The sequence below is a fragment of the Geomonas oryzae genome, assembly GCF_004117875.1.
GTDB lineage: Bacteria > Desulfobacterota > Desulfuromonadia > Geobacterales > Geobacteraceae > Geomonas > Geomonas oryzae.
On sequence record NZ_RAHW01000001.1, the window covers coordinates 46148 to 62502 of the forward strand.

Annotated in this window: 15 protein-coding genes; all 15 read right to left on the reverse strand. The window is 59.2% G+C overall.

Annotation, left to right across the window (positions count from 1 at the left end; all coding sequences use genetic code 11):
• Nucleotides 1–2: 2 nt before the first annotated feature.
• The 15 genes from D6Z24_RS00245 to purD all read right to left on the reverse strand — a co-directional run bounded on the left by D6Z24_RS00245 (nt 3) and on the right by purD (nt 16292).
• On the reverse strand, nt 3–1178 hold the full coding sequence (locus tag D6Z24_RS00245; RefSeq protein WP_129124539.1) for a glycosyltransferase: 1176 nt from the start codon (nt 1176–1178) through the stop codon (nt 3–5).
• Between the two features lies 1 nt (nt 1179).
• A complete protein-coding gene (locus D6Z24_RS00250; RefSeq protein WP_129124540.1) occupies nt 1180–2370 on the reverse strand; it encodes a glycosyltransferase family 4 protein in 1191 nt (396 codons plus the stop codon).
• A complete protein-coding gene (locus tag D6Z24_RS00255) occupies nt 2367–3422 on the reverse strand; it encodes an ATP-grasp domain-containing protein (RefSeq protein ID WP_129124541.1) in 1056 nt (351 codons plus the stop codon). Before D6Z24_RS00255 ends, D6Z24_RS00250 begins: the two co-directional genes overlap by 4 nt.
• A 28-nt stretch (nt 3423–3450) precedes the next feature.
• The gene (locus D6Z24_RS00260; RefSeq protein WP_129124542.1) at nt 3451–4812 is read right to left on the reverse strand and encodes a DUF362 domain-containing protein; all 1362 of its coding nucleotides are present in this window, start codon (nt 4810–4812) and stop codon (nt 3451–3453) included.
• Nucleotides 4813–4867: 55 nt separating this feature from the next.
• Nucleotides 4868–6202, reverse strand: coding sequence for a flippase (locus D6Z24_RS00265; RefSeq protein ID WP_129124543.1), 1335 nt, complete (start codon nt 6200–6202; stop codon nt 4868–4870).
• 13 nt (nt 6203–6215) lie between these two features.
• Nucleotides 6216–6821 carry a winged helix-turn-helix transcriptional regulator gene (locus D6Z24_RS00270; protein WP_129124544.1) on the reverse strand — a complete coding sequence of 202 codons (606 nt, stop codon included), beginning with the start codon at nt 6819–6821 and terminating at the stop codon, nt 6216–6218.
• A gap of 323 nt (nt 6822–7144) precedes the next feature.
• Nucleotides 7145–8323, reverse strand: coding sequence for a glycosyltransferase family 4 protein (locus D6Z24_RS00275; RefSeq protein WP_129124545.1), 1179 nt, complete (start codon nt 8321–8323; stop codon nt 7145–7147).
• A complete protein-coding gene (locus tag D6Z24_RS00280) occupies nt 8316–9260 on the reverse strand; it encodes a glycosyltransferase family 2 protein (RefSeq protein WP_129124546.1) in 945 nt (314 codons plus the stop codon). The genes D6Z24_RS00275 and D6Z24_RS00280 overlap by 8 nt, the downstream gene beginning before the upstream one ends.
• Before the next feature lie 157 nt (nt 9261–9417).
• A complete protein-coding gene (locus tag D6Z24_RS00285) occupies nt 9418–10404 on the reverse strand; it encodes a glycosyltransferase (RefSeq protein WP_129124547.1) in 987 nt (328 codons plus the stop codon).
• 66 nt (nt 10405–10470) lie between these two features.
• On the reverse strand, nt 10471–11472 hold the full coding sequence (locus D6Z24_RS00290) for a cytochrome c3 family protein (RefSeq protein ID WP_129124548.1): 1002 nt from the start codon (nt 11470–11472) through the stop codon (nt 10471–10473).
• 25 nt (nt 11473–11497) lie between these two features.
• Nucleotides 11498–12346 carry a c-type cytochrome biogenesis protein CcsB gene (ccsB, locus tag D6Z24_RS00295; protein ID WP_129124549.1) on the reverse strand — a complete coding sequence of 283 codons (849 nt, stop codon included), beginning with the start codon at nt 12344–12346 and terminating at the stop codon, nt 11498–11500.
• Between the two features lie 68 nt (nt 12347–12414).
• A complete protein-coding gene (gene resB, locus D6Z24_RS00300; RefSeq protein ID WP_129124550.1) occupies nt 12415–13776 on the reverse strand; it encodes a cytochrome c biogenesis protein ResB in 1362 nt (453 codons plus the stop codon).
• A 167-nt stretch (nt 13777–13943) separates the two neighbouring features.
• Nucleotides 13944–14213, reverse strand: a complete 270-nt coding sequence (locus D6Z24_RS00305) for a cytochrome c3 family protein (RefSeq protein WP_129124551.1) — start codon at nt 14211–14213, stop codon at nt 13944–13946.
• Between the two features lie 91 nt (nt 14214–14304).
• Entirely contained in the window at nt 14305–14811 is a 507-nt protein-coding gene (gene purE, locus D6Z24_RS00310; protein ID WP_129124552.1) for a 5-(carboxyamino)imidazole ribonucleotide mutase, read from the reverse strand.
• A gap of 209 nt (nt 14812–15020) precedes the next feature.
• The gene (gene purD / locus D6Z24_RS00315) at nt 15021–16292 is read right to left on the reverse strand and encodes a phosphoribosylamine--glycine ligase (RefSeq protein ID WP_129124553.1); all 1272 of its coding nucleotides are present in this window, start codon (nt 16290–16292) and stop codon (nt 15021–15023) included.
• Nucleotides 16293–16355: the final 63 nt, after the last annotated feature.

Genomic DNA, 16355 nt, shown 5'->3' on the forward strand with positions numbered 1-16355 from the left:
GTTCACCCGTTCTCCACGGCCGCAGCCTTGCTTAGGCATCCAAGAAATGCATCGGAAATGATTTCCACCGAACTCCGGCACATGAGGTCAAGGGAGAAGCTCTGCTCGGCCCGCTCCCGCAAGGCTTGTCCCAAGCGCCGCCTGGAGGGTTCATCCCTCAATAACGCCACTATCCGCTCGGCCATCGCGTCGCCATCACCTACCGGGGTGAGGTATGCCTCCCCCTCAGTTCCCACCGCCTCCCGGATGCCGGGGATATCGGTGCCGACCACCCCCAACCCCGATGCCATCGCCTCCAGCACGCCGTTCGGGATCCCTTCACTTTTCGAGGAGTATGCGAAGAGATCGAGCGCCTGAAGCAGGCCGGGCACATCGTCGACGCCCCCCACGATCTTCACCAGTTCGGAAATTCCCAGCTCGCCGGCAAGATTTTTCAGCCCCTGCTCGGTACCGTCGCACCGCCCGGCAAGTACCAGCACGGGGGGGTGTTCCCATCCGACAGCAACGACCCTGCCCCACGCCCTGATCAGGGTGTCGTGATCCTTGTAGACGCTTAGGTTGGCAACCATGCCGACGACAGGGACCTGCGAAGAGACGCCCCACTGCCGACGCCACTCATCCCTTCCAATCCGCGGCGCGGACATCGCCACGCCGTTTGGCACCACCTTCACCATTTCCGGGGGGAGACCGTAGGTCCCGATCAGGAAAGCACTCCCCCCCTTCGAATTGGAAATGAAGCAGTCCGGCGCCCGAGCCGCGAGGCGAAACGCCGCGGAACCGTTCAGCAGCAACCCCTCGTCGGCCTGGTTCCACACGAGGAGTTTCGCACCGAGCCATCTTTTTCCCCAGGCGCAGACAAGGTTGGGAACGCGCGTATAGGAAAGGACGACATCGGGTCTCGTTCGGCGAATCACCCGGAGCGCCCTCAGGAAAGAGGCAACGCGACGTCTCAATCCCCAATGAAAGGAGACGCCGCTCCATGGGATTCCGAGCTGATCGCACAGGGCGGAGAGCCTTCCGGGGGTATCATTGAGCCCGACCACCCGAACAACGGCTCCGACGTTTTTTTGGAGGTGCTCCGCCAACAAGAGCCCGCGGCGCTCGGCGCCTCCTAAGTCGAGGCTTCCGAAGACGAAAACCACCCTCTTCCCGCGCAGGGGTTCGTGCGAACCGGCCACTCTACTTCACCCGCCCTATCACATCCTGGTAGTAGGCCAGCAACTGCTCTACTATCCTTTCCGGCGACAGCTCCATGGTGCGGCGTGCGGCCCGCGCTCCCATCTCCCGCAACTCTTCCTCCGACAAGCCAAGCGCCTTCGTCACCACCGAGAGCAGGCTCCGCGGATCATCGGGAACGGCCAGCAGCCCGCTCACGCCGTCATCTATCAACTGCTCGAAACTCGCGCCTTTTGTCCCGACCACCACCTTCTTGAAAGCCATGGCCTCGACGCAGCAGTTGGGAAAGTTGTCGATCCTCGAGGGCAACAGGACGAGCTTTGCCCCTTCTATGACGGGATAAAGCTGCTCATGTTTCACCCGGTCGTGCCAGACGACCCTGTCGGCATGTTCTCCCGCTTTTGCGCGAACGTAGTCCATGATGGGGCGGCCGTTGTAGCCCATGTCCTTACCTACGAACACCACCGCCAGTGCCGGATGCCTTTCGAGAAGTTCATGCACCATGTCGGCTATGGTCTTGACCCCCTTCGCGAGTCCCAGCGACCCGAAAAACAGGAGATAATCACCGGGCACTTCCGTGCGTATCTCGTTGTAGAGGCCGGTGTCTAATGAGCTGCATTCCTGAACGAACGGAGTCTCGATTATTTGGATGTCGAAATGGTGATTGGCCTTCAGGTAATCGGCGATGACCCTGCTCGGACCATAGAGCGAGTCGGCGCGCGCCAAGCCCTCGATCTCGAGGTCCTGGTAGACACGCTTCTTTCGGGACGGCGCCTCCTCGTAAGCGATATCCCAAAGTTTCTGGTTCCCGGAAATTCTCACCACTGAGGGGATGTCCCCGCGCCGTGAAAGAACGGTGGCTCCAACGCTCGCGTACTGAACCACGTCGAATGGGTTCTCCTTGTGCAGGGCCTTGATTTTATCATTCAGCTGCCGGCTGACGATTTTCCAGTCGAGCCCGGGCAGGAACTGGAGGATCTTCATCCACCTTTTGCGGTAACACAGGGCCTTCACCCTGTTGACCTCAATTCCGTTGTGCCGAAGCCTCCCGTCGCGTGACGATGCAACGATCACGACCGGCTCGTGCCCCTTATCCCTCAACGCGAGACAGATTCTGCTCAGGTAATTGGCGAGCCCCCCATCGTAGTTCTGCTCTTCCGTCACGTATTCCGTGGTGACAAAGCCGATCCTCATGACGCTGTTCTTCCCCTGCGGATTGTCTCGACGAAATCGATGATCTGGGCATCTTCCGGCCACATCTGCCCTTCATGCCAGTTGAGGTTGCCGTCCCAGTGCCCGGGACAGGAATGGATGGCATGGTCGGCGAAGGTGTAGCTGATTTCGCAAACCACAGGTTTCCCGTCCTTGTAAAGAAAGTCGTATGCCATGCACGTGAAGCCTGCGCCCCTCGAAGTCTCGAACGCTATCTTTACCATCTCGAGATCGATGCCGGCCGGATCGTAATCTATGTTGCCGCTGCCGGACGCCCTGAAATCGTTGGGCCGGTTATATCTTCTGAACCCGAAAGCCCTGTCGCCTATGACGGTTATCCTGGTGTCGTAATCGTTGCCGGGGAGAAATTCCTGGAACAGTGCGTACCCCTTTTCAGGCTTCCACCATTCCGCGTCCAGCCGGGGGTACTGGTTCAGCATCAGGTAACCGAAAGTATCGGTGCAGCGATGGAAAGCGTTCTTCGCCTCGCGACGGCTGGCAGGAATGATCCGGGGACGGAACTCGTTCATGGTCATGGGGAAGATCCCCCTCTTGAACATCCTGTCTATGAAGGCCTCAGCCTCGGCGCAGGAATCCACCTTGGCCACGCTCGAGGCTCCGGCACCTACCGAAAGCTTGAAGACGACGGGATACCCGGCTTGGCTCCCGGCCCATTCCGACGCCTCTTCCTGGCTCCAAAAGACCCACTGATCCGGCAGCGGCACATTCAGCGATTGCAGGAGGTATTTCTGCGCCACCTTTTCATCGAAGTGCCAAGCGCTTTTGTTATCGGGAAAGACGGGGAGCTTTAGATACTGCTCGATGACGTACAGGATCATCTTCGCCGATTGCTTGTCCTGCGCCCGGTGCGCCCAGCGCCACATGACGCCGTCGCATCCTTTGACCTGGTCAAGCGCGTCCTGTCGAAGCAGATCCAGGATCTTCACTTCCACGTCGAGAGTCTTCAGAAACGGTATCCATTTGTCGGAAAAGCTGGTCCCCCAGGCATGATCCGGATGTATCCCTATCAACATTCCCATCTCCTTAGCGTCCTTGCAGGAGCTATAACTCAATGTGTCCTTGCCACCCTCTCGCAGGGGTCGCCCTTCGTCCGAATTCGGCTGCGGCTTCCTCCGGCCGGTAAAGCCTCTGCCGTGCCGCCACCCGGCAGGACGCCGCATCCCCGGGAACCAACGGGAATCGGAAATCCCCGAAAGCCTCCCTCACCAGCGGGATCTTCCTGAAGTCCAGCCCCATGAGGTAACTGTGAACGAGGTCCGCGTAGGCGGACGAAGCTGCCAGGGTGCAGATACCAAGTTCCAACGGCTCCGGCGCCAAAGGCCCTTCCCCCTGCCCCCCGATGATCCCGTCCGCAATGGAATAGATGTGCCTTTGCTTTTCATCAGACATGGTGCCGTCAAGCCTGCCGTAAAGCGCGATTCTGTTCAGGTCGAGCGCCATCCGCCAGACCGTATCGTTGCCGTACCAGCCCCCCTCGATTTCGGTGTCGCCGAACCGGGAGCGCAGCTTTATGATCTTCTCGAACCCTTTCATCCATCTGGAACAAGCCTGCGTCCCGATGTTTCTATTCGCCTCGTCCAGGCAGTATTCCGCAACCCTTTTCAGGGGAGAGAGCTGACGGTAGCAGTCTCCTCCCTCGAGCCGGCTTCCGACACGGTGATGGGGCAGATATTCCTTGTTCCCGTTGATACCCACCAGATTTTTCAGTGCCGCGGTCAGCCCGGCTTTCTTGTGCGTTTTCACTTTCGGGAGATTGATGATGACGTCGCTTTCAAAGGGTTCTTTACACAGCAGGTACTGGTGTCTCCCTTTGTGGTGACGCTTGGCGAGGATGTCAGGGTCGTAGCAGGTTATCCGGAAGGCAACGTCCTTCTTGCTTACCGGTTCCAAAAGACTGTCCTCTTTGAGGTCAAACAGAAGGAACCTGTCCTCGGGACGCGCATCGGTCACCTGCCCGGCTGCCAGCCCGCCTTCTTTGAGGACGGTCCTTCTGAAGTCGACGATTTCATACGGGCAGGTTGCTATTTTTTCGACCTCTTTGCGCCAGCTCTCCGTGACGATGTCATCAAAGACGCAACCCTGCACCGGCGCATCCCCTATGACCACTTTCTTTGGAGAGCAGCTGAATACCTCCTTCAGCACCGCAAGGACGAAGTTGGGATGCGTAACGAGGCAATCGTTTCCTTGGCCGCTGAAATTCCGGTGAAGCACCCAGTTGGGCTTCAGGAGGACCGAGCTCCCGGGTTTTACGATGCCGGCCAGAGGCAGATCAGGTGCTGCGTTTGCAAGACAAACCTCATGCGACACTTGCCGCAACAGCTCCCGTATCCCATCCAGGTCGCGATAGTCTAATTTCTTCCCCGTCATCGAGGCGAGGCCGACGATGGACTCATCGAGGTTCATTTCCTGCGATCTCCTTTCGGACCTTTCCCTTCGGTCCGCAGTATCGGAAGCCAGGCTACCAGAAGCGCGGGTAGATCAAGGCCCGAGTCAACATGCCGCCGGTTCTGCGCAAAGGCTTGTAAAGAAAGCAACCGCCGTGCGCCGCGAACCAATAGGAAATAAGCGAGGCGGCTGCCGCACCGACACCGCCGTACTTCGGCACCCACCAAAAGTTCAACGCGATGTTCACCATGGCCCCCAGAAAGGTCATGACGAGGAGGACCCTGGTCCAATTCATCGCCATCAGGAAGGTGTTTCTTGCGACGGCGAGATTGGCGAAAACGTCGCTCCAGATGAGAAGCACCAGCATAGGCGCCGCACTTGCGTATGCCTCACCGTAGAAAAGATAAACGACGACGCTGGCCAAAAACGTGGTCGGAATCGCGATGGCGTACCCGAGGAAGGCAAGGAGGTTGTAAAGCTTTTGCAGGCGGCTGTAAAACTCCGTCTCGTCAACGTCCCTCGCCCGTACGATATTGGGAAAAACCGAGGATACTATTGCTGTCGGGATGAAAAACCAGATTTCAGCTATCTTCACTGCTGAGGCATAAATGCCGAGTTCATGCGAGGTGCCCATCTGCCCGAGCATGATCTGGTCTATACGCAGATAGACCATGAAGATAACGCTCGACAATACGAGGGGCCAACAGTCAGCCAGCAGTCTGCGTGCTATATCCCATCTCGCCCTCAGTTTGCTGATCGCTTGTCCGTTACTGCGATACACATAGCAGAGGCCGATTGCTGCGAGGCCGAACTCCAGTGAATTCGCTGCCGCAAAAGCGGCGACAGGCGCTTTAGTTACAACGAGGACCACCCTGACTATGGAGGCGATCAGAAAAGCGGAATTTTTCGCGTAGACGACGAACTTTGACAGAACCTTTGACTGGAACCAGAGATCAATCGTGTCAAAGGCACCGAAGATCATCGCCCATCCCATGATGGCAACTAGAAGCTGGGACAAGCGGTCATCAGGGCGCAGGAAGAAAGTGGCGGCAACGGTCAAGACGTATGCGCTAAGGCTGGCCAACAAGCGCAAGGTGAGGACGGTGCCGAGTATCTCCCGTTCCCTCTCCGGTTCTCTAACCACTTCGCGAACTACGATGGCGTCGAGGCCCAGCACTGCTATCGCCGAGAACACCGCTATCATCGAGGCGGCATAGCTCAACACGCCGTACTGGGTCGGCCCAAGATAGCGGGCGATCCAGATTCCGACAAAAAGGCCTACCCCCATTCGGAGCAGTCGATCGCCGAAGAGCCAGCCTGTATTGCTGAGAACCTTCTGTAGTTCGTGCCTACCTTCAACCCTTCTCCGTAGGAAGGAGGGGAGGTAGCTAACCCATGCCTGATTCATAATTCCCTTGTAGTCAGATCCGACCTGCCTGGTGAATCCGCTCGGGTTCGACGCCCATGCGCAGCAGCTCCTCGCGCAGGGCGTCCCCGCGCTTCAAGGAGGTGATGACGATATTGTGGTTGCCCGACAAGAGGCCGATTGCCGGAGTGACTACGGCCTTTTCGAAGAACCTGCTCCCGGCCGCCTGTGTGTCCATCGCGACTGTCAATTCCAGCCCGGCTTCCTTCAATGAGAGATAGGCGATCTCGGCAACTTCGTCTATGCCGCAGAAGGCGACCTTGGTCACCCCGTGTGCCGAGAGGGACTTGAACAGCTTCAGGTAGTCTTGACGGGCAACGGTGTAGAGGCCGGAGAAGTAACTCAGGTGCTGGTAGGCGAGCCGGCTTTTCTCGGCGAAGCCTTTGGGGGTGAGGAGGTAGGCGTAGCGATTTCTTGGGAAGTTGGCGACCCGGACAAACCCCTTGGCTACGAGGTTCTTCAGGTAGGAGTTCACCAAGCCGAGCGCGATGCCGAGGCGTTTCGCGAGCTCGCGTTGCGAGAGTTGCTGGTCTCCTGAGATCTCCGAGAGGAGGAGAAAAGAGCGATAAGTATCTAAAACCTTTTCGTCGTCACCGTTCATGAAGTGAACAGTAGTTGATAGTCAATCCGAAATCAACAAAAAACTAACCGACGGCGTGCCATCCAAAAGAGAAGGCGCCACACCGACTGTACTCGCACCGCAAACGCCATATCGCATCCGGATTTGATGAATTTGAATTTAATTCGACGAATCCGCACCGGATTCATCAAATCTGAACGGGATTCAACGAATCTGAACGGGATTCGACGAATCAGAACCGGATTCGACGAATCAGGACGGGATTCGACGAATCTGAACCGGATTCAACGAATCTGAACCGGATTCAACGAATTTGGACGGAGCCTGCCTTCTTCCCCGTTTCGCTACCGGTTCCCAACCAATTCGCGGTAGATCTCGGACAGCTCCCTTCCACGGGTCTGCCACGAGTGTAGATTGACCGCCCGCTCGCGGCCTTCAGCACCGATCTCCTCACGCAACTCGCTGTCACCTGCGAGACGCCCGATGGCTCCGGCCAGATCGACCGGGTCTCCGAACTTCGCGTACAGCGCGGCTTCTCCCAGGATTTCGCGATTGACGGGTGTATCGAAGACGACGGTGGGCAACCCGCAGGCAATGTAGTTGAAGAGCTTGCCGTTGGCTTCGGTGAGGGAGACCTTCGGGGACACGGCCAAGTCGCCGGCGTTCAGGTAAAGCGGCGCCTCGTCGTAAGGGATCCTGCCGGTGAAGGTGAAGATATCGGCTATCCCCATCGCTTCCGCCTTCTCGCGATACGGCGCGTCGGGAAAGCCCATGATAAGATAGTGGATCTTCGCCCCTTGCCCCTTCAGATAAGCGGCAGCCTCCAGCAGCAAATCCATTCCCTGATAGCTGTTCATAAGACCGAGGTATGCGACAACGGGACGCTTCTCGGGTAGCCCGAGCTTGGCACGGATCTCATCTTTCGGTTGCGGCGCGAACGTCCCGGTGTCAACGCCGTCAATCAGAGCACGAACCCGCTCCTTGGGCACGCCGTCCTTCAGGAGCAGTTCGAGTGTCGGGCTTGCGCTGGTGACGATGAAATCGGAACTGCGATTGATCCAGCGTTCGAGGGTGGCGAAGAAGCGCTGCAGGAGGGACCCCGGCTTCACGAAGCCATGGTCGGTGATTTCCGCGGTAAGACTCCCTTGGCAATCGAAGAGCATTGGGATGCGGAGCACCATCTTCAGGAAAGCTCCGAAGAAGGCCCCCTCGTGGAGGTGGGCGTGGATCACCTGTGGCTTGAACTCGCGTGCAACCTTCCATGCCTTGAAGAAGAGTTGCACGTCGAGGAAGGGCTTCACCCAGGAGGGACCGGCTTCAAGCTTCTTGTACCAGGAGAATCCGGGAATGCGCTCGGTTGGGATGCCGGGGACGTCACGGCCGATATGGTAGGTCACCAGACGCAGTTCGACGCCGCAAGCCATGGCGGCGCGGGCCTCTTCGAGGATGCGCACGTGGCAGCCGCGATCCGCGAAGAAAGGTGTCGGCGCCAGCACCAGAACGCGGATCGGTTCGCTAGCCAAAGTTGAGCTTTTCCTTGATGTTGTAGATCGGCTTGCGCTGTGCCTCGTAGTAAGTGCGAGCATTCAGCTCGGCCAGAAGTCCCAGAACGATGAACTGCACCCCCATGAAGAGCAGGAAGGCGGTGAGGATGAGGAGCGGGTTGCGGTTCATGCTCGTGCCCTCGAAAAACTTCATGTACAGGGTGGCCGCGCCGCTCAGCATACCTGCGGCGATGGTGTAAATCCCCCAGCGCCCGAAGAGCTGGATCGGCTTCGTGGAGTAGCTCAGCAGGAATTTCACCGTCATCAAGTCGAGGATGACTTTCATGGTGCGCGAGATGCCGTACTTGCTCTTGCCGTGCAGCCGCTCGTGATGCCGCACAGGCATCTCGGTGACACGAGCCCCGACCTGGTGCGCGAGCGCCGGTACGAAACGGTGCATCTCGCCGTACAGGTTCACGTCCTCGAGCACATCGCGACGGTATGCCTTCAAGGTACAGCCGTAGTCGTGAAGGTGGACCCCGGTCATCTTCGAGATCATGGAGTTCGCGAGTATGGAAGGAAGCTTGCGGTTCACGAAGGTGTCTTTGCGGTCCTTGCGCCAGCCGGAAACCACGTCGAACCCTTCGTCGATGCGGTTCAAAAGCAGCGGTATGTCGAGCGGATCGTTCTGCATGTCGCCGTCCATCGGGACCACGACCCTCCCGCGTGCCGAGTCGAAACCTGCCGACATGGCGGCGGTCTGGCCGAAGTTGCGGCGCAGGCGGATCACCTTGACCCGGTGGTCCTTCGAAGCGAGGCGCTTGAGCGCGGAGTACGAATTGTCGGAAGAGCCGTCATCGACCAGGATGAGTTCGTACTCCAGCCCCGTGTCTACCAGCGCCTCGCTGATGCGGTCGTGCAGGACCGGGATGTTGTCTTCCTCGTTGAATATCGGCACCACTATGCTCAGATCCACTATCTTCTCCCGGAACGGCCGTTCAACGTTCAACGTTCAACGTTCTACGTTCTACGTTCCATTTATTGGTGTGTTTAAAAGAGGCGGTAGTCCCGGCGGCAGGAGCAGCAGGACGTCCTTCGGCTCGTATGAGGTTGCAGCGCCGAAAAAACCGGCGCTACGATTGTGTCTGGCGAACGTTGAACGTTGAACGTTGAACGTCCGTTGACACCCGCCGGATCTCGACGTCCCAGTGCGTCTGTTTCCCGCCGCGGTAGCGCGGTGATATCAGGCCCCGCAGCACTCCCGCGCCGTAAACCAGGTGCAGCGTCGGATAGACGAGCAAAAGCCGCGGGAAAAGCGCGACATCACGTCCGTCGATGGCTCCCCTGATCGACGCGGCCAGGACGACGAGCAGGTAACCCAGAAGCGGCAGCGCGAAAACCGCCGAGTGCAGGAAGGGAACCAGCAACGCGTAGATCAGGAACAACGACGGTGCCAAGGAAACCGGTTTCACCTTGCCGGCAATCAGCGTCTGCTCTCCGCGCCCCCGTCCGTAGCCGTACATCTGCTTCACATAGGCCCGGTAGGTGGGACGCTGACTGCGAACCACGGCCAGCTCCGGATCGTGGACGAGCAGATGCCCCTCCTGCTGCAGCCGATCCATGAGTTCGTTTTCCTCGTTGGGGTAGAGCCTTTCGTCGAGCCCTTCATGGGCCAGAAAGATCTCGCGTCGAAAGCTCAGGTTGCAAAGGATCAGTTCGCTGTCGCTCGTGAAACGTGCACTCCCCGCCTTGCGGTAGCGGTTTCTAACCCCGCCCCCCCCGACCTTCGAGGCGAAGGCGATGCCGATGGCGCGCTGAAGTGCGTTGTCACTATCCGGCGTAAGCGACGGCCCGCCCACCGCGGCTACCCTTTCGTCCCGATAGTGCTTAGCTGCCCGCTCCAGGAAATCCGGCGCGACCTGCGAATCGTCGTCGAGGAAGTAGAGGATCTCCCCACGCGCCTCCCGTGCCGCCATGTTGCGCTGCACGCTCGGCTGACGTCCATAGGCGACCAGCACTTCGAGGAGCTCTTCAGGATAGGTCGCGCGGGCGATCCCAGAAAGGGCGCGCACCTCTCCTCCCGGCTTCACCGGTATGACTACGGAAATTCGCGGCAACATCATGGGACCGGTGCGCAGACAGGGGAAACGGCTGGACCTGCATGGAGTGACTGGAGATGGGAACTGCTACTGCTCAACGGCCTTCACCCGGTCGTAACGCAAAGTCCTGTGGCAGCCCACGGAGCAACCGCCGCCCGTGGGGGTCGCCTCATAGCGAATCGGAATGTCCCAGTTGCCGAACCCGACCGCCTTCGGATAGATCAGACGGTCCTGCACCTCGGCATGCGGGTTGTGACACATCCGGCAGGAACGCCCCTTGCTCGCCTTCTTCACGTGCACCGCGTGCAGGTTGCGGCTGCCGTTTCTGAACTTGGTGGACACTTCGGTCGTGTCCTGTGAGGCGAGCTGGGGATCGTGGCAACGGAAACAGATGGGGAAAGCATCGTTGTCGAACGGCTTGTACAACACCGTCGGGTAATCCTCTTTCAAAAGCTTCCTGTAGGGACCACCGTGGATGATGTGACAGTTGACGCACTCGCCGTTTCGCACCGGCTGGTGTACCGATTTCCCCGTGAAGGCGCTGCGGTCGTGGCACATGAAGCAGAGTTCAGAACCCGGCTTGCGTAACAGGGATTTACCTTCGGACTGGTGGGCGTCGTGGCAGGCGAGGCAATCGCCCTCAGCCACCGGCTGGTGCGTGAAGGTACCGGTGAAATGATCCTTCGGGTGACAGCGGAAGCACAGCGTCGGGGACGGGTCCTTCAACAACGACTTGTAGTCGGCGCTGTGCGCCATGTGGCAGGAGGTGCACTCGCCCTTGCCGACCGGCTTGTGCAGAAAAGGCTTCTGCACGATATAGCCGTGGCAGGTGGCGCAGAGGTTTTCCTTGGGGACCTTGAACCCCATGCTGTCCTTGCCGAGCGGGTGGTTGTCGTTGAACTGCTTGTGGCAGTCCAGACATTTGCCGGCAGCGACCGGTTTATGCGGGACCGGCCCGCGGATCAGGTCCTTGTGGCAGATGCTGCACTTGAACGGCTCTGCGCCGGCGCCACCCGGAAGCAGGGTGACACCGGCGCAGAACAGAAACAGCGCAGCGGAAAAGAAGTATGCCGCAAGGGATTGTCGCATCAGGCGGTTTACCTTCCCAGAATTACTACCTGCCGTAGCTGTGCAGACCGGACAGGAAGAGGTTGACCCCGAGGTAACAGAAGATGGTCGCAGCAAAGCCGATCACCGACAGGATGGCGGCCCTGCGGCCGACCCAGCCGCGGGTGATGCGGGCATGCAGGAACGCGGCGTACACGAACCAGACGATGAGAGACCAGGTCTCCTTCGGGTCCCAGCTCCAGTAGGTGCCCCAGGCGTAGTTGGCCCAGGCGGCGCCGGTGATGATGCCGAGGGAGAGCAGCGGGAAGCCGATCATGATCGCTTTGTAGTTCAGGTCGTCAAGCACCCTGATGGACGGGAACATGGAAAGGAGACCGCCGGCCTGGACGTTGCCCCCGCCCTGCTCCATCTTCTCGCGGATCAGGTACATGATCGAGATGCCGCAGGCTACCGCGAAGGCGGCGTAGCCGAGGAAGCAGGTGATGACGTGGTACATGAGCCAGTTGCTCTGCAGCGCGGGAACGAGCGGCTCGATGCCGCTGTCGAGGCCGAGCTGGGCCCAGGCCATACCGAAGAGTGCAAACGGGATGACGAAGAAGCCGATGGCGCGGTACTTGTACTTGAAGTCGATGAACAGGAAGATGAGAACGATGGTCCAGGAAAAGAAGACCACCGACTCGAACAGGTTGGACAGCGGCGCATGGCCGTGCCCCTGGTCATAAGACTCCTTCCAGCGCAGGCCGATGGCGGCCGTCTGGACCAGGAAGCCGAACAGTGCGGCGTAGGTGCCGCCAAGCCCCACGGCTTTGCTGCGCGAGGCGAGGAAAGCGAAGAATATGCAGGTCGAGACCATATAAAGAACCATGGTCACATTGAAAAGCATGGAACTGGACATCGATATTACCCTCCGGTCATTCAGTTAGATCGGCGATGGGGCAAGCCCCCAGTTATGGTTTTTATCCTCTAAGCCTTGTTGATCTTCTCAACAAGGTCATCGAAACAGATCTCAAAGCCTGCCGGGTTCTTGCTGGCGGAACCGCCCAGGGTAACCCCGGACTCGGTCACGCGGGCCCACACGCGCTTGTGGGACATGAAGAACGCCATGCAGATGCCGACCACCATCAGGAAGCAGCCTGCCCACACGACCCAGACGCCGGGATCGTGGGCGACCTGCAGACCGGTGTAGAACTTCTGGTCCATGCCGTTGAAGGTGATCAGGAGGTCCCCGCCGTGCTGCGCGTTGAAGGACTCGTATTTGTCAGAGAGAATGACGAACGGCTGCGGGTTGCCGCCGGCCGGGGTGAACTCGACCTGGGCGCCCGGGCCATCGAAGCCCTTCAGGAAGGGACGCACGTCCATGGTGGCTTCCATCACGGAAAGGAAGGCGCCGCCCGGAAGTGCAACGCGCTCGCCCTGACGGGCGGTCAGTTGGACGGGTGCGCCCCCTTTGCGGTCGCGCACGGTGAGGTGGTACAGCGCACCTTCGTCGGACTGGCCGTAGCTGGACTGGTAGAAGGTGGTCCCCTTGTAGGTAAGCGGGTCGTTCACGATGATCGGGCGGCTGGTGAGGCCCGGGACCGGCTTGCCGTTGTCGACCACGGTCAGGATGCTCTTGAACTCCTTAGGTGCGCCGGTGTCGTAGAAGGTGACGGAGAACTTCTCGCAGCGCACCTCGTAGCCCAGGTTGATCATCTTGCCGCTTTGGGTCTGCACCTGGGAGATGGCGCCTCCCTCGGGGATGCTGACGTAACCTTTGTAGCCGAAGAAGGAGCCGATCAGGGCCCCGACGAAAATAACGATGATGGAGAAGTGCACCACGTAGACGCCGAGACGGCACCAGGGGCTCTTCTGCGCGAACAGGTGATAGGCCCCGTTCTTCTCGGTGATCACCGGCGCGGCGAACTCGGCGGAGAGGAAGGAGGCCATGCGCTCCTTCAGTTCTTCCTTGGTCCCTTTGAGCTTCAGGTCCTTGACGTTGGGGAGGGACTTCTCGAAGTTCTCGTCCATCTCGAGCACCGGCTCGGAGACGACCTTCCAGACGCGCGGCAGCCTCTTGATCGAGCAGCAGATCAGGTTGAGCGTGAGGAGGTACAGCAGCAGGATGAACCACCAGGAGTGGTACATGTCGAAGAAGCCAAGGGAGCTGTAGAGCCTGAACTTCGTCTCACTCAGCGTTGCGAGGTATTCACGGGGCGGCTGTCCCTGGGGAATGATGGTACCGATGATGGATACCAAAGCCAGCCCGATAAGCAGAAAAATCGAAAGTCTCAAGGAACAGAAAAAATCCCAAACCTCTTGTGCAAATCCGCGTTTGTTCGTAGTCAAGGCCGTCTCCCGATAGGTTATGTACAGCTGTCATAGCAGGGAACGTATTATAGACAAATTGGCAATAAGCGCAAAAGAAAAATTGATGAATACAGTAGCGGACATAAAAAAGGGGTAACAGGCGAACCTGTTACCCCTAGACTGCAATTTTTATCCCTTAAGGGAACTTACTTCTTGTGGCAATCGCCGCACTTGGTCGGGCCGCCTTTGGCTGCGTGGCACTCTTTGCAAGCCTTGCCGTGAGCAGCTTCTTTGTTGATGGCGATCTTGGCGGGTGCGCCTTCACCGTGACATACCTTGCACTCGTTTTTAGCCTGGTGAGCCTTGTGGTTGAAGGTTACGTTGCCGTTTTTAGCCGGAAAAACGACGGAGTCTGCGGCCATTGCGGAAACGGCAAAGGCGAGAGTCAGAGCTACAGCAGCAAAAATCTTCTTCATGAGTTTTCCCTCCATATTTTTTGGGATGTAAACGCGCCGAAGGTATACAACCCGGGCTTCGTTGTCAAGCAAAATCAGCCGGAAAGCGGCATCAGTTCTGCCTTGCCGCCTGCAGCGCCTGGTCCTTTTCTTCCACTTCTTCGGCCATGCGGGCCTTGAAAGCGACGAACTTCGTGCGCAGTTCGGGGTTGGACAGGGAGAGCATCTGCACCGCGAGAAGGCCGGCGTTTTTGGCGCCCGCCTTGCCGATCGCCATGGTGGCTACCGGCATGCCGCCCGGCATCTGCACCATGGCGTAGAGCGCGTCGAGGCCGTTCAACGCACCTCCCCCGAGGGGGACGGCGATGACCGGAAGCGGCGTCTCGGCGGCGACCACGCCGGCCAAGTGGGCGGCCATGCCGGCGGCGGCGATGATCACCTGGATGCCGCGTCCCTCGGCCTCGCGGGTGAGCTTGGAGGTCTTGGCGGGGGAGCGGTGCGCCGAGGAAACGTGCATCTCGTACGGGACGCCGAACTGGGTAAGAACCCTGGCCGTCTCCTCCATGGTGGTAAGGTCGGAGTCGCTTCCCATCAGAATCAAAACGGTCGGATTGGACATAAAATCTCCTTGAACAAAAAATAAAACCATTAGCCACGGAGAAAATCTGAGGAAATCTGAGAACGGCAAAAAAACAACTAACGGGTACAACGAAACCAAAGATCTTTGCTTGGAAAAACAAAAGCCTCAGGTTCAGCCGTGACAAATGGTTGTTAGGTTTTCTCCGAAGTTCTCAGATTTTCTCCGTGGCCAATGGTTTTTGGTTTGGTTTACCGGTTCATCGCCTTGGCGCCGATGTCTTTCCTGTTGTGCATGCCGGGCCAGGAGATGAGTTTCACGCCGCTGTAGGCGCGGTCGATGGCTTCCTTCACGGTGTTGCCGAGGGCGGTGACGCCCAGAACACGACCGCCGTTGGTGACGACGGCATCGCCGCTCATCTTGGTCCCGGCGTGGAAGACGACGAGATCTTCCACCTTGCCGGCCTCGTTAAGCCCCTCGATCCTGTCCCCTTTGCGGTAGTCGGCGGGGTACCCCTCGGCGGCAAGCACGACGCAGACCGCGGCCTTGTCGTGCCACTCGATCTCGACGCCCTCCAGGCTGCCGGAAGCGACCGCCATGAGGATGGGAACGATGTCGGATTTCATGCGCATCAAAAGCGGCTGGCACTCCGGGTCCCCGAAGCGCGCGTTGAACTCGAGGGTCTTTACCGAATCGCCGTCGATCATGAGGCCCGCGTAGAGGACACCCTGGTACCTGCGCCCTTCCGCCTTCATGCCGTCCACGGTGCGGCGCATGACCTCCGCCATCGCCTTCTCGTGGATGGGGGGGGTGACCACCGGTGCCGGGGAATAGGCGCCCATGCCGCCCGTGTTGGGCCCCTTGTCGCCGTCGTAGACCGCCTTGTGGTCCTGGGCGCTGGCAAGCGGGATGATGCGTTCGCCGTCGGTGAAGGCGAGGAAGGAAGCCTCCTCCCCCTTCAGGAACTCCTCGATGACGACGCGGGAGCCCGCGGCGCCGAAGGCGTTGCCGGAGAGCATGTCGGTGACGGCGGCCACCGCCTCATCGCGGGTCTGGGCGATGATGACCCCCTTGCCCGCCGCGAGGCCGTCGGCCTTGATGACGATGGGAATGCCGGTCTTGTCGATGAAATCGATCGCCGCGGGGATCTCGGTGAAGACGCCGTATGCCGCGGTCGGAACGTTGTACTTTTGCATCAGGTCCTTCGAGAATGCCTTGGACGCTTCGATGATGGCGGCGTCCTTGCGCGCGCCGAAGGCCTTCATGCCGTTCTCCTCGAAAAGGTCGACAAGCCCCAGCGAGAGCGGGAGCTCGGGGCCTACCACGGTCAGCTCGACCCCTTCCTTTTTGGCGAAGTCGAGGAGCCCCTGGAGGTTGTCGACGGCGATGTCGACGTTTTCGGCGAGCGTCGCGGTCCCAGGGTTACCCGGAGCGCAGAACACCTTCTCCACGAGCGGGGACTGTGCGATCTTCCAGACCAGCGCGTGCTCGCGCCCGCCGCTGCCTACTACCAATACCTTCATATAAGTATCTCCGTGAAATCTCCTCCCCCAGGAGGGGGGAGGTCGGGAGGGGGGAAATACAAG

What these genes read in the sequence shown, in the direction of transcription:
- D6Z24_RS00270 (WP_129124544.1), bottom strand. Translation starts at nt 6,821, where the DNA reads ATGAACGGTGACGACGAAAAGGTTTTAGATACTTATCGCTCTTTTCTC.
- D6Z24_RS00255 (WP_129124541.1), bottom strand. Translation starts at nt 3,422, where the DNA reads ATGTTGATAGGGATACATCCGGATCATGCCTGGGGGACCAGCTTTTCC.
- ccsB (WP_129124549.1), bottom strand. Translation starts at nt 12,346, where the DNA reads ATGTCCAGTTCCATGCTTTTCAATGTGACCATGGTTCTTTATATGGTC.
- purD (WP_129124553.1), bottom strand. Translation starts at nt 16,292, where the DNA reads ATGAAGGTATTGGTAGTAGGCAGCGGCGGGCGCGAGCACGCGCTGGTC.
- D6Z24_RS00260 (WP_129124542.1), bottom strand. Translation starts at nt 4,812, where the DNA reads ATGAACCTCGATGAGTCCATCGTCGGCCTCGCCTCGATGACGGGGAAG.
- D6Z24_RS00290 (WP_129124548.1), bottom strand. Translation starts at nt 11,472, where the DNA reads ATGCGACAATCCCTTGCGGCATACTTCTTTTCCGCTGCGCTGTTTCTG.
- D6Z24_RS00305 (WP_129124551.1), bottom strand. Translation starts at nt 14,213, where the DNA reads ATGAAGAAGATTTTTGCTGCTGTAGCTCTGACTCTCGCCTTTGCCGTT.
- D6Z24_RS00265 (WP_129124543.1), bottom strand. Translation starts at nt 6,202, where the DNA reads ATGAATCAGGCATGGGTTAGCTACCTCCCCTCCTTCCTACGGAGAAGG.
- purE (WP_129124552.1), bottom strand. Translation starts at nt 14,811, where the DNA reads ATGTCCAATCCGACCGTTTTGATTCTGATGGGAAGCGACTCCGACCTT.
- D6Z24_RS00285 (WP_129124547.1), bottom strand. Translation starts at nt 10,404, where the DNA reads ATGTTGCCGCGAATTTCCGTAGTCATACCGGTGAAGCCGGGAGGAGAG.
- D6Z24_RS00250 (WP_129124540.1), bottom strand. Translation starts at nt 2,370, where the DNA reads ATGAGGATCGGCTTTGTCACCACGGAATACGTGACGGAAGAGCAGAAC.